This is a genomic window from Alphaproteobacteria bacterium, from assembly GCA_039980135.1.
In the GTDB taxonomy this organism is placed as follows: Bacteria; Pseudomonadota; Alphaproteobacteria; order UBA6615; family UBA6615; genus UBA8079.
This window is the reverse complement of the sequence record JBDXCV010000006.1, coordinates 40,406-53,208: the sequence shown is the minus strand read 5'-3', so window position 1 is coordinate 53,208 and position 12,803 is coordinate 40,406. Positions and strand designations below refer to the sequence as shown.

Here is a 12,803-nt window from a genome sequence, read left to right as displayed (position 1 = left end):
GTCCGTTGATGTTGACGGGTGGAAGGGTATCGCTGGCCCGTGCGGGCCCCGGCAACCTTTGCCGCAATTTCACTGCGCCAAGAATCGCCACCCAATTCGGCGAAACTATGGCATGGCGCCCCGGAAACGAAAACATACCGGGAAAACGAAAACGCCCCGGATGACCCGGGGCGTATCGTTTTGGAACGAACAGGCGAACGCTAGTTGGTGCTGATCACCACGACCGCGCGGCGGTTCTGCGCCCACGCGCTTTCGTTCGAGCCCGGAACGACAGGACGTTCCTTGCCGAAGCTCACAATCCGCACCCGGTTCGGGTCGATCCCGAGGGAGACCAGATAGTCGCGCGCCGAATCTGCACGACGCTCGCCGAGCGCCAGGTTGTATTCGCGCGTACCGCGTTCGTCCGCATGCCCCTCGACCACGACCTTGTTCGCGGGATAGGTCTTGAGCCAGGCTGCCCAGCGCTCAACCGCGGTGCGGGCATCGGCCGACAGGTTCGACTTGTCGAAATCGAAGAAGACGCGGTCGCCGACATTGACCTCGAGATCGATCTGGGAACCGGGCTTGGGACCGGTCGGTGCCGTGGCGGTCTGATTGCCGCCGCCGGAGCTGGATGCGCCGGTGCTGCCCGTGTTGGCACTTTCGTCGCCCGTAGAGGAACAGGCGGCAAGAACGAAGGCCGCTACCACCAGGCCGGGAATGTTAAATCGCATGGGTGACTCCTTAAGCCGAAATGTCACGATCACAAGCCGCCCATGACGGAATCCCGATAAACGGAACAACCTGATATCGTGCGTCACACCTGACGGTGCAGAATAATTGCGCAACCACTGACTGGCCCAATGAAGCCACGCCCGCAGACTGCCGAACTATACGTCGCTGTTTTTTTGGAATCAAGCTTTCGCGCAGCGATATTCACGCAAATTGACAAGTATTTTCAGTCACTTTCGTCGTTCTGAGACTATTGGCGGAGAGGCCCGGGAGACCATGCGGGATCCGAACCGCCGACCGGGGTCCCCAGTTCGCGTTCATTGAAGCCGGTCAGATCGATCGAAAACAGGCGTGGCGTGCCCCCCAGGCCGCGCGCATCGCTTTTTTCCTGACGAAAGAACATGAGAACCCGGCCGTTCGGTGCCCAGGTTGGCCCCTCGACCAGGAAGCCCCGGGTCAACAGACGCTCGCCGGTGCCGTCCGGGCGCATTACGCCGATGTGGAATGTGCCCCGGAAAATCTTGGTGAAGGCGATGAGGTCACCGCGCGGCGACCAGACAGGTGTGCCGTAGCGGCCGTCGCCGAAACTGATTCGTTGCTGCCCGCCGCCGTCGGAATCCATGACATAGAGTTGCTGGCTGCCGCCGCGGTCGGATTCGAAGACGATCTTGCGCCCGTCCGGCGCATAGGAAGGCCCGGTATCGATCGCCGGATTATCGGTCAGCCGTCGCACCCGGCGGGTGCGCAGGTCCATGACATGGATATCGGAATTCCCGTCCTGGGCGAAACTCATGATCACGCTGTCACCGTCGGGAGAGAATCGCGGCGCAAAGGTCATGCCCGGAAAATCGCCCAGCAGTTCCTGCTCGCCGGTGTCGATGTTGAACAGATACACGCGCGGCTGATCGTTGAAATAGGCGAGATAGGTGATTTCCTGCTGGGTCGGCGAGAAGCGCGGCGTGAGCACGAGCGTCTGGCCATCGGTCAGGAAGCGGTGATTGGCGCCGTCCTGGTCCATGATCGACAGGCGCTTGACCCGTCGGTCGGACGGACCGTTCTCGGCGATATACACGATGCGCGTGTCGAAATAGCCGGCCTCGCCCGTGATCCGCTCATAGATCGTATCGGAGATGATGTGCGCCACTCGGCGCCAGTTCGCCTGGGTGGTGGTCAGGCTCAGCCCCGTCATCTGGTTTTCCGCAAACACATCCCAAAGCCTGAACGAGGCGCGCAGGGCGCCGTTCGGCTCGATGTTGACCTCGCCAACGACCAGCGCCTGGGCATTCAGAGGTTTCCAGTTGGCGAAGCGCGGGTTCACACCCAGGCTTTGCGGCTGGGAAATGAAGGCCTGTTTGTCGATCGGCCGGAACAGTCCCGAACGCTCCAGATTGTCCGAAATGACCTGGGCGATATCGATGCTGAACCGGCGCGCGACATCTTCGGACGCGATAAAGTTCGGCACCGCGATCGGCAGCGGCTCGATATTTCCCTGAGTAATGTCCACCGTCAGCTCGGCCCGTGCGGGAAGCGCCGGCAGCGCCAAGATCATCGCCCCGAAGAGTGTAGCGAGGAACATTCGGATGGCGGGTTTGGTCATCATCATCGGCTAGCTCAGCATTTTACTTGGGTCGAAGTTGAACCGGATTTCTTTCCAGATCTCGTATTTGTCGGCCGGCAACTGCAAGGGTTGGCATCTGTCGTTCAACACGGCGCGGCGCGCGGCCTCGGCCGCCGACTGAAAGTAACGGTCGAGCCCCATCAACGGTGCGTCGACAACCGTGGCCTCGCGCACCATACCCTGCGGATCGACCCGGATAAGCACCGTGACGATCAGGTCCTCGGCATCGCGCGCGCCGACCGGCGGGCTCCAGCATTCCTGAATCTGCCGGCGGATCAGCTGCCGCAGCAGATCGAGTTCGGCAATACTCGCATGTTCGGCAATCTGTGATTGCTGCGGAGCCTCCTTGCCCTTCTCGCGCACCGACTCCGGCTTGCGCGCACGCTCCGCCGTCTTGACCGGTTTATCGTCCGCCGCGAGATCCTTCAGGATATTGTCGAAACTCCGCGACGGCGCGGGCGGTTTCGGCTTGGCCTTCGGCTGCACCTTGGCGACCTGTGGCGCGGGTTCCGGCTTCGGTTCCGGTGTTTTTTCCTTCGGCGGTGCGGGCTTGATCGCCGGCGGCGCCGGTTCAGGGAGCGCTGCGACCTTCTCGGGTTGCGCCTGTTTCGGCGGCTCGGGGACCGGCTGCGGCGGTTTCGGCGGCGGCTGCGGCGATGCGGTCCGGGTCGGTTCGGGATCCGGTTCCGGGGTTGCGGCGGCCGGCGGGCGCGTCACATCGTCGATGCGCACCACCTCCACCGGAATCACCGTCGCGGTCACCTGGGGCGACGTAAACAGAAACGGCAATCCAAACTGGGCAACGACGATGAGGGCCAGATGCCCCACCGCCGACATCGCGCCGCCCGTTTTGAATTGTGACCAGTTTACCCGCATGTTCGACCGCCGACAGCCCGCTACTGACCCGGAGTTTTCGGGATCGGAACCTCGGCGATCAGCGCGACCTTCGCGAAGCCCGCCTCGGAGACCATCCCCATCACCTCCATCACCCGGCCGTAATTGATCGCCCGGTCACCGCGCACGAAGACCCGTAAATCCGGGTTCGCCTCGGAGACGGCCACCAGACGGGGAATGAGGACGCTCTCCTTGATCTCCGATTCCTGAAGATAGACGCGGCCTTCCGCATCCACGGTGATGATCAGCGGTTCCTTGTCTTCGTTGAGGGGGTCGACCGCGGCCTTCGGCAGGTCCACCGGAACCCCGACCGTCAGCAGCGGTGCCGCGATCATGAAAATGACCACCAGCACAAGCATCACATCGACGAACGGCGCGACGTTGATCTCGGTCATCGGCCCGCCGCGCAAACGGCGGCGTAGCCGCATACTGTCAGAGCTAAGGGCCATGGCTTATTTCGACTCCTCGAGCTGACGCGACAGGATGGCGCTGAATTCGGCGGCAAATCCCTCGAGCCGCTGCGAATAGCGTCCCATATCGGCACTGAACTTGTTGTAGGCCGCGACCGACGGGATCGCGACGATCAGCCCCATGGCCGTGGTAAACAAGGCTTCCGCGAGCCCCGGCGCAACCACGGCAAGATTGGTGTCCTTGGCCACCGCAATCGCCTGGAAGCTGTTCATGATGCCCCACACGGTCCCGAACAGGCCGATAAAAGGTGCCGTCGCCCCGGCCGATGCCAGGAAGACCATGTAGCGTTCGATGCGTTCCATTTCCCGGGTCACGGAGACCTCCATCACCCGCTCGATCCGTTCCTGCAGATTGGCCCGCAACGCATCGGTCGCCGCCAACCCGCGCGACGAACTTCGTCGCCATTCCGACATGGCCGCCGCGAACACGGCCGCCATCGGGTCCGACGGCTTGTTACCGAGTCGCTCATAGAGTTCCTCGAGCGAACCGCCGGACCAGAAATTCTCCTCGAAGCGCGCCGCATCCCCCGACAGCCGACGCAGCTTGATCCACTTATCGACGATGATGGTCCACGACCAGAATGAGGCCACGAACAGGATGATCATGACCAGCTTGATGACGAGGTCGGAGCGTAGAAACAGTCCGTAGACCGAAAAATCCGCGATCCCGGCGCCCCCGGTCACGGCGATCGTTTCGACAATATTGGATTCCATGGATTGAAATGCCTCTCGTTATTGTTTTGTCGTTCGAGACCGCGTCCAGGCCGGCGCGGCGCTCATTGATCCTTCACCAGTTCCGTCAGCGCGGCCCGTACCGCCCCCGGCAGCCGCGCCGGGCGCAAGCCCGCATCGATGCATGCCAGCCGAACGGCCATCCGCACCAGCGGGACCGGCGCCCCGGCTTCCCCGGTACGGCCGAGCACGATCTGCGTCAGCCGCATGCTGGCGCCCCCCACCGCATCGACCCGGGTCTCCACCGTCAACGGGTCGTCCAGTCGCGCAGGCAGAAAGAACTCCGTATCGAGGCTACGCACCGCGAAAGCGACGTCGTCGCTTTGCATCAGCACCCGGTGTTCGGTCCCCAGGCATCTCATCATCTCCGTCCGCGCCCGCTCCGCAAATCGGAGATAGTTGGCGTGGTAGACAATGCCGGCCGCGTCCGTGTCCTCGTAATAGACCCGCACCGGATAAACATGGCGAACACCCTCAAACCATCCGGAAACATTCGCGTTCTCCGCTCCATGCGCGCTCATGGCGTCATGATCCGTCTGCACCATTGTCGTCCAAGTTTGAATTCTGGGGATCATTTGTGGCGACCGTATGGCCGGACAGAAGGTCCTGTTGCGCACCCTTGGGAACATCCAGCCCCAGATGCCCGTAGGCGCGCGGCGTCAGCATCCGCCCCCGCGGCGTGCGCTGGATGAACCCCTGCTGAATCAGGTACGGCTCGACGACATCCTCAAGCGTGTCGCGCTCCTCTGAGAGCGCCGCGGCGAGGGTGTCGATACCGACCGGCCCCCCGAAATGCACCTCCGCGATGTGCCGCAGATAGCGCCGGTCCATCGTGTCGAGGCCGCGGTCATCGACATCGAGCCGCGACAGCGCGTGGTCCGCCACCTTGCGGTCGACCGGCAGGCTGTCCTCCACGAGCGCGAAATCCCGCACTCGGCGCAGCAGGCGTCCGGCGATGCGCGGCGTACCCCGGGCGCGTCGCGCGACCTCCGTGGCACCGTCCTCGCTCATCTCCAGTTCGAGCAACGCCGCACCTCGGCGCACGATTGTCGTCAGGTCTTCCGGCGAATAGAATTCGAGCCGCAGGTTGATGCCGAAACGTTCGCGCAGCGGCGTTGTCAGCAGGCCGAGCCGCGTGGTGGCACCGACCAGCGTGAACGGCGGCAATTCGATCCGCACCGAGCGCGCCGCCGGCCCCTCGCCGATAATCAGGTCGAGTTCGCCATCCTCCATCGCGGGATACAGCACTTCCTCGACCGCCGGGTTGAGACGGTGGATTTCATCAACGAACAACACGTCGCGCGGCTGCAGGTTGGTCAGCACGGCGGCCAGGTCCCCCGCCTTCGTGATGACCGGGCCGGATGTGGCGCGGAACCCGACCCCCAGCTCCTGGGACACGATCCGCGCCAGGGTCGTCTTGCCCAGCCCCGGGGGACCGTGAAACAGCACATGATCGATGGCCTCACCACGTTGGCGCGCGGCGGCGATGAAGACCGACAGGTTTTCGCGCACGGCCGCCTGGCCGATGAAGCCATCGAGCGCCTGGGGCCGCAATGCCGTGTCGACGCGGTCGTCGTCGTGGGCCGCCGGGTCGACCAGCCGGTCCGGGGCTTCAGCGCCGTCGCTCACTGGCTCAGCTCCTTCAGCGCCGCAGGGATGAGCTGATCCAGATCGGACGCATCACCCAGCGTCTGGGCTGCACGGTTGACCGCGCTGAACGCCTCGGCGCGGCCGTAACCGAGGTTGACCAGCGCCGAAACCGCGTCCGAGGAAACCGTGCCGCCCCCTTCTCCCGCCGCGTCCACCGCACCGGCGGCCGGGGGTGCGGACACGGAAAGCGACGGTGCAAACGCGCCGTCCAGCGACAGGATCTTGTCCTTCAATTCGGTCATCAGGCGCGCCGCCAGGCGGGGGCCGACGCCATCCGCGCGGGTCAGCAGCGCCTTGTCCTCGGCCACGATGGCGGTGGTCAGATCATCGACGGACAGCGTGCCCAATATGCCCAGGCCAACCTTCGCACCGACCCCCTGGACGGTCGTCAGCATCCGGAAACATTCGCGCTCGCGCGCCGTGGCAAAGCCGAAGAGATGGATATGGTCCTCGCGCACATGGGTCTCGATATGCAGCGACAGCGGATCGCCGACCGCCGGCAGTGCGGCGATCACCCGGGCCGGGCAGAACACCTGGTAGCCGACGCCCGCGACGTCGATGACAATCCAGTCCGGACCGACCTCGTCGAGAAGGCCCTTCAGGCGCGCGATCATTGCGCGGCCTCGTAAAGCGCCTGGGCGCTTATGTGGTGCGCGTGGCAGATGGCGACCGCTAGCGCGTCCGCCGCATCGGGTGATTCGACCAGTGCACCCGGCAGCAACACGCCGATCATGTGACCGATCTGTTCCTTGTCCGCATGGCCATAGCCGACCACGGATTTCTTCACACTATTGGCGGCATATTCCGCGACCGGAATGCCGGCCAGCGCCGGCACCAGCAGTGCGATGCCGCGGGCCTGGCCAAGCTTCAGTGTGGACTGGCCGTCCTTGTTGACGAATGTTTCCTCGACGGCGGCACCGTCGGGGTGGTGGGTGGCCAGCACCTCGGACAGCCCCTGATGCAACCGCACCAGCCGCTGCGCAAGTTCGCCTTTTCCCGATTTCACGACGCCGTTCGCGACATGGCGCAGCCGGTTCCCGTCAATATCCACGACACCCCAGCCGGTGAAACGCAGACCCGGATCAACGCCCAACAGCCGCATGTTCAATCCCCGCCGCCGGTCGGTCCGCAGTCCATATCAGCCCGTGAGTTCCGCCATGACGTCGTCGCTGACCTCGAAGTTGGCGGAGACCCGTTGCACATCGTCGCTGTCGTCGAGTGTGTCGATCAGTTTCAGCAGCGTGCGTGCCGAATCCGAATCCAGATCGACCGAGGTTTGCGGCTTCCATGTGAGGCTGGCCGATTCCGGTGCGCCAAAACGGCCATCGAGGGCCTCGACCACCTGGCCGAAATCATCGGGTGCACAAGTAATGTCGTGCCCACTGTCGGTGCTGGCGACATCTTCGGCGCCCGCTTCGAGCGCGGCCTCGAACATGTCGTCGGCGCTGGCCACATCGGCCGGGTAAATGATCTGTCCAATCTGGTCGAACATGAACGATACGCTGTTCGTCTCGCCGAGATTGCCGCCATGCTTGGCGAACGCGGACCGGACTTCCGAGGCCGTCCGGTTGCGGTTGTCGGTCAGCGCCTCGACGATCACCGCGACCCCGCCCGGGCCGTAGCCCTCATATCTGATCTCTTCGTAACTATCCGCCTCACCGCCACCTGTCGCCTTGTCGATGGCGCGCTTGATGCGGTCGTTGGGCATATTGGCGCCACGTGCCGCCGCAATCGCCGTGCGCAGACGCGGGTTCTGGTCGGGGTCCGGGCTGCTCCGAGCCGCGACCTCGATTTCGCGCGCCAGTTTGGCAAACGCCTTCGCGCGTTTCGCATCCTGTGCACCCTTGCGGTGCATAATGTTCTTGAATTGGGAATGGCCTGCCATGCCCGAGTTCTCCGAATGTCCGCAAAACCAAATTGATCCGTGCAGCCCAACCCGGCAACAAACACGCCCAACTGTCGATTGGCGGCGCCGATTGTATGGGTCACTGCAATTTCAATATCCCGGTTTACCGGATTGTCGCCCGCGTCGAGAAGCCCTGATTTCCGCCGCGATGCCCCGATCCGCGACCGCCATCAGGCCGTCGCGGCGCGCGGCGGCAGGAACGTCGGCCAGGCCGGATGCAGCCGGCCGCCCAGAACCACCGGCGCGACCCGGGCCGCCAGCCCTGTCGCATCGTCGGTCTCGACATAAACCCCGCACAGGCTGGCGGGCCCACGCGCCGGCGAAAGGCGCTCGGTCACGATCTTCGTCCGGAACTTGGCGATCGCGGTTTCCTTCTTCATGCCGATGACCGAATCATAGTCCCCGCACATGCCCGCATCCGACTGGTAGGCCGTGCCGCCCGGCAGGACCTGTGCATCTGCGGTGGGAATATGTGTGTGGGTGCCCACGACCAGGCTCGCCCGGCCGTCGCAGACATGCCCGAGCGCCATCTTTTCGGACGTCGCCTCGCCATGCACATCGATGAGAACGGCATCGACCGCGCCACCGACGGGATGATTCTTCAAGACTGCATCCACCGCCACAAAAGGATCGTCGAGTAACTCCATGAACAAGCGGCACATCACATTGACGACGAGCACCGAACGGCCGTCGCGGGCCTTGATCACGGACGCGCCGCGCCCCGGCGTGCCGGCGGTGTAGTTCAGCGGGCGCAGAACGCGATGGTCGGCGTCGATGAACGGAATGATTTCGCGCTGGTCCCAGGCATGATTGCCGGTCGTGATGGCATCCGCGCCCGCCTCGAACAGATCCTCGCAGATTTTCTGCGTCAGGCCGAAACCATGCGCCGCGTTCTCGGCATTCACGACGACAAAATCCAGCCCCATCTCGGCGCGCAGGGCGGGCAAATGCTCCAGGACCACATCGCGGCCTGCGCGTCCCACAAGGTCGCCGCAAAATAGTATTTTCATCGCAAGTTCCTACAGGCCCGTAACGGGCATTTTCTAAAGGTCGGTGACGGGCAGCGCAGCGGATTCGGTGACAATCCAGTCGAGACGCATGTCATACGGCCCGACGGGTAAGTCGTCACGGACTTGGCCCGAAAAGGCAAGTCCGACTGCCAGAACATCCCCCGCATGGCGCAAACGGGCAATGGTCCGATCATAATAGCCGCCGCCATATCCCATCCGGTGCCCCTGGCGATCGAAGGCCAGCATCGGCACCAGCACCAGGTCTGGCACCAGCACGTCGGCGGCCGGCGACGGCACGGCGATTCCGAAGCGCCCGCTGTCCAGCGGGTCGTCGGGCGTCCAGCGCCGGAATTCCAGCGGCGTGTCCTCGGCCACGACGTCAGGCAGACACAGTACCGACCCGGCGGCGGCGAGCCGGTCCATCAGCAACCGCGGGTCGATCTCGCTGCGCATCGGCATGTAGCCGGCCACGACCGAGCCCACCGCCGGCCCGGGCAGCGGCGACGACATGAACCGCGCCGCAACACCGGTGGCGGCAGCGGCGCCCAGGCCCGAGGCCAGCGCATCGCGCACGGCGCGCGCCGCGGTGCGTATCTCGGCCTTGCGCGCATCGGTATCGCCGGTCGAATCGTTGATCGGAGGGGCCTTTCAAAAAAGCTGGGTGGCAACGGAAAAGGTGGAAGTGGACGGCGCCAGGTGAGGGTCGACGAACGGGAAGTCCACCGAGACCTGCTAAAAGCAGGTGGGCGCCGTAAGTACCGAGACCTCGATCCCGGCAGGGACAGCTCCCTAGTGGATTAGTAAGGTCTCCGGGACTAATTGCCGCCTGACGCGACACCCAGCAGACCGTCCGGTTATGAAACTAGGCTCGCGCTGGCCGGTCTGCAACCACCACCGCGCCCATCCCCGAATCCGCGCGGCGGATATCTGCCGCCCGCCCGTCAATCGTCGGCCAGAACGGCGGCGAGTTTTTCGATCCGCTCGGACAGCGCTTCGACCTGCGCGGCCACGCGCTCTTCGGTCGTGTCGATGGCGGACTGGGTCTCCCGCGCCGTCTCGTTGCGCGCCTCTTCAAGTTCGTCGCGCGTGTCGGACAACTCGTCGGTGATCAACAGGCCGGCCATCACCATCAGACTGGTATCGCCGATCTGGCCGACTTCCTCGACCAGTTCGTTCACCTTGCCGTCGAGATATTTCGCCAGATTCGAAAGATGCGATTCCTGACCGTCCTCGCAAGCAATGCGGTAGTCCCGTCCGTTAATCTTGATCTCGACCTGCGCCACTTCGTATCCCAGCTACTGCGCGAGCATGTTTCGCAAACGACCGATGGCATCGTCAAGGCGGTTCGAAACCGTGCCCGACGTTTCCTGCAGGGTCACGAAATCCGCACGCAATTTTGTGAGCTCATCCTGCAGGCGCGTGTTGTCAGCCGCCGCACCCGCGGCCCGCCCGTCGGCCTCGCGACGCTTCGTGACGGCGGCTTCAAGCCGCGCCAGTGCCGCGTCGAGGCGATCATTTGCTTCATTGAGTTTTGACATGACCCTGTCTCCAGCCGCGCGCATCGTACGCGGGCACGAGTCGCACGGTCAACAGGAGGGGGGTCTTCAAACCCCTGTAAATCCGCGGTGGAAAACCCCCAGAAGTAGGCGTTGACGGCCCGCGGGGGGAACGGCATGTTGCCGCCGCGTGACCCCGCGCGGCATTTGCCGCCATCCCCATCATTCCGCCGTGTCCGAAGGCGCCTGAAAATATGACCAACGCCGCATCCCATTCCGCCAAAAGCGCACACGCGCAACTGGCCAATGCCATCCGCGCCCTGTCGATGGACGCGGTGCAGGCCGCCAATTCCGGTCACCCCGGCGCCCCGATGGGCATGGCCGACATGGCGACCGTGCTCTACACCCGTCACCTCAAATTCGACGCCGCCAACCCCGACTGGCCGGATCGCGACCGGTTCATCCTGTCGAACGGCCACGCGTCGATGTTGCTCTATTCGCTGCTCTATCTCACGGGCTCGCCGGATATGACGCTCGACGAGATCCGGAATTTCCGCCAGCTCGGCAGCCGCACGCCGGGCCATCCCGAATACGGACATGCCGCGGGTGTGGAGACGACCACCGGCCCCCTCGGCCAGGGCATCGCCAATGCCGTCGGGATGGCGCTCGCCGAACGCATGATGAATGCCCGCTACGGCGACGACATCGTGGACCATCACACCTATGTCTTCGCCGGGGACGGTTGTCTGATGGAAGGCATCAGCCACGAAGCCATTTCGCTGGCCGGCCATCTCAGGCTGTCGCGCCTGATCGTGCTGTTCGACGACAACGACATCTCCATCGACGGCGGCACCGACCTTTCCGTCTCCGACGATCAGCTGGGCCGGTTCGCCGCCTGCGGCTGGGACGTCGCGCGCATCGACGGACATGACCCCAAGGCAATCGACGCGGCACTGACCACCGCCAAGGCCAGCGACCGGCCGTCCTTGATCGCGTGCCGCACGATCATCGGCTATGGCTCGCCCAACAAGCAGGGCACGTCCGCGACCCATGGTGCGCCGCTCGGCGACGAGGAGATCGCCGCTACCCGCGCCCAGCTCGGCTGGAGCCACGCCCCGTTTGAAATCCCCGACGACATCCTCGCCGATTGGCGTGCCGCCGGCGCGCGCGGCAAGGCCGAACGCGCCGCATGGGCCGAGCGCCACAATGCGCTTCCGGCCGAGCGCCGCCAGGCATTCGATGATGCTGTTGCGGGGGCCCTGCCCGATGAATTCATGGCCACGGTCAACGCGTACAAGAAGCAACTCTCGGCCGACGCACCGAAATGGGCGACGCGCAAATCCAGCCAGGAAGCGCTCGAGGTCATCACGCCGATGGTCGAGACCATGATCGGCGGCTCGGCCGACCTGACCGGCTCGAACAACACCAAGACCGCCTGCATGGACCCGGTCCAGGCCGGCGCCTTCGACGGGCGTTACATCTATTACGGCGTGCGCGAGCATGGCATGGCTGCCGCGATGAACGGGATGGCGCTGCATGGCGGCTTCATTCCCTATTCGGGCACCTTCCTGACCTTCACCGATTACTGCCGCCCGTCGATCCGCCTGTCGGCGCTGATGGGTCTGCGGGTGATCTATGTGATGACCCATGACTCGATCGGGCTGGGCGAAGACGGCCCCACCCATCAGCCGATCGAACATGTCGCGAGCCTGCGCGCCATGCCCAACGTCAACGTCTACCGGCCGGCCGACGCCGTCGAGACCGCCGAATGCTGGACGCTGTCGCTGCAGAGCACGACCACGCCGTCCGTCCTTGCGCTGACCCGCCAGGGGCTGCCGACCGTGCGGCATGATCACACCGACGAGAATCTCTGCGCGCGCGGCGGCTATGTCCTCGCGCCGGCCGACGGCGACCGCGCGGCGACGATCCTGGCGAGCGGCTCGGAGGTCGAGATCGCGCTCGCGGCGCGCGACGCGCTGCAGGCCGACGGCATCCCCACGGCGGTCGTGTCGATGCCATGCTGGGAATTGTTCGACGCGCAGGACGCGGGCTACCGTGCCGAAACACTCGGCGACGATGGTGGCGACAATCTGCGCGTCGCGGTCGAGGCGGGCGTCACCTTCGGCTGGTCGCGCTACGGCGTGGCCGAGGCCGATGTGGTGGGCATGCGCAGCTTCGGCGCGTCGGCCCCCGCGCCCGAGGTCTACGAGCATTTCGGCATAACCGCGGCCGCCGTCGCCGACCGCGTCAAGGCGGCGAAGTCCTGACCTTGGGGTGGACAAGCGCCGGTTTCAGAACAATCTAGTTTGCGAGTAA

15 protein-coding genes are annotated in these 12,803 nt (G+C 64.6%); 1 reads left to right on the top strand and 14 read right to left on the bottom strand.

Translation table 11 applies throughout. The features are described 5' to 3' along the window. Positions 1 to 200: 200 nt before the first annotated feature. From pal to ABJ363_08420, 14 genes are all read right to left on the bottom strand, one after another. Entirely contained in the window at positions 201 to 713 is a 513-nt protein-coding gene (pal, locus tag ABJ363_08485) for a peptidoglycan-associated lipoprotein Pal (GenBank protein MEP4379021.1), read from the bottom strand. Positions 714 to 961: 248 nt separating this feature from the next. Further along, entirely contained in the window at positions 962 to 2,311 is a 1,350-nt protein-coding gene (tolB, locus tag ABJ363_08480) for a Tol-Pal system beta propeller repeat protein TolB (GenBank protein MEP4379020.1), read from the bottom strand. 6 nt (positions 2,312 to 2,317) lie between these two features. After that, the gene (locus ABJ363_08475) at positions 2,318 to 3,091 is read right to left on the bottom strand and encodes a cell envelope integrity protein TolA (protein ID MEP4379019.1); all 774 of its coding nucleotides are present in this window, start codon (positions 3,089 to 3,091) and stop codon (positions 2,318 to 2,320) included. Between the two features lie 134 nt (positions 3,092 to 3,225). Beyond that, complete coding sequence (tolR, locus tag ABJ363_08470) at positions 3,226 to 3,672, bottom strand: protein TolR (protein MEP4379018.1); 447 nt, start codon at positions 3,670 to 3,672, stop codon at positions 3,226 to 3,228. A 3-nt stretch (positions 3,673 to 3,675) separates the two neighbouring features. Continuing rightward, the gene (gene tolQ, locus ABJ363_08465; protein MEP4379017.1) at positions 3,676 to 4,407 is read right to left on the bottom strand and encodes a protein TolQ; all 732 of its coding nucleotides are present in this window, start codon (positions 4,405 to 4,407) and stop codon (positions 3,676 to 3,678) included. A gap of 62 nt (positions 4,408 to 4,469) precedes the next feature. Next, complete coding sequence (ybgC, locus tag ABJ363_08460) at positions 4,470 to 4,946, bottom strand: tol-pal system-associated acyl-CoA thioesterase (protein MEP4379016.1); 477 nt, start codon at positions 4,944 to 4,946, stop codon at positions 4,470 to 4,472. Between the two features lie 4 nt (positions 4,947 to 4,950). Beyond that, entirely contained in the window at positions 4,951 to 6,024 is a 1,074-nt protein-coding gene (ruvB, locus tag ABJ363_08455) for a Holliday junction branch migration DNA helicase RuvB (protein MEP4379015.1), read from the bottom strand. Between the two features lie 26 nt (positions 6,025 to 6,050). After that, positions 6,051 to 6,689, bottom strand: coding sequence for a Holliday junction branch migration protein RuvA (ruvA, locus tag ABJ363_08450; GenBank protein MEP4379014.1), 639 nt, complete (start codon positions 6,687 to 6,689; stop codon positions 6,051 to 6,053). Then, on the bottom strand, positions 6,686 to 7,177 hold the full coding sequence (gene ruvC / locus ABJ363_08445) for a crossover junction endodeoxyribonuclease RuvC (GenBank protein MEP4379013.1): 492 nt from the start codon (positions 7,175 to 7,177) through the stop codon (positions 6,686 to 6,688). The genes ruvA and ruvC overlap by 4 nt, the downstream gene beginning before the upstream one ends. A 36-nt stretch (positions 7,178 to 7,213) precedes the next feature. Then, positions 7,214 to 7,960 carry a YebC/PmpR family DNA-binding transcriptional regulator gene (locus tag ABJ363_08440; GenBank protein MEP4379012.1) on the bottom strand — a complete coding sequence of 249 codons (747 nt, stop codon included), beginning with the start codon at positions 7,958 to 7,960 and terminating at the stop codon, positions 7,214 to 7,216. Positions 7,961 to 8,151: 191 nt separating this feature from the next. Then, positions 8,152 to 8,991, bottom strand: a complete 840-nt coding sequence (locus tag ABJ363_08435) for a TIGR00282 family metallophosphoesterase (GenBank protein ID MEP4379011.1) — start codon at positions 8,989 to 8,991, stop codon at positions 8,152 to 8,154. A 33-nt stretch (positions 8,992 to 9,024) separates the two neighbouring features. Beyond that, a complete protein-coding gene (locus ABJ363_08430; GenBank protein MEP4379010.1) occupies positions 9,025 to 9,585 on the bottom strand; it encodes a 5-formyltetrahydrofolate cyclo-ligase in 561 nt (186 codons plus the stop codon). Between the two features lie 347 nt (positions 9,586 to 9,932). Beyond that, positions 9,933 to 10,274, bottom strand: a complete 342-nt coding sequence (gene zapA, locus ABJ363_08425; GenBank protein MEP4379009.1) for a cell division protein ZapA — start codon at positions 10,272 to 10,274, stop codon at positions 9,933 to 9,935. A gap of 12 nt (positions 10,275 to 10,286) precedes the next feature. Further along, positions 10,287 to 10,529, bottom strand: a complete 243-nt coding sequence (locus ABJ363_08420) for a DUF4164 family protein (protein ID MEP4379008.1) — start codon at positions 10,527 to 10,529, stop codon at positions 10,287 to 10,289. A gap of 212 nt (positions 10,530 to 10,741) precedes the next feature. Here ABJ363_08420 and tkt point away from each other — a divergent pair, with 212 nt between their 5' ends. Then, positions 10,742 to 12,754 carry a transketolase gene (gene tkt / locus ABJ363_08415; GenBank protein ID MEP4379007.1) on the top strand — a complete coding sequence of 671 codons (2,013 nt, stop codon included), beginning with the start codon at positions 10,742 to 10,744 and terminating at the stop codon, positions 12,752 to 12,754. The last annotated feature ends 49 nt before the right edge of the window (positions 12,755 to 12,803 follow it).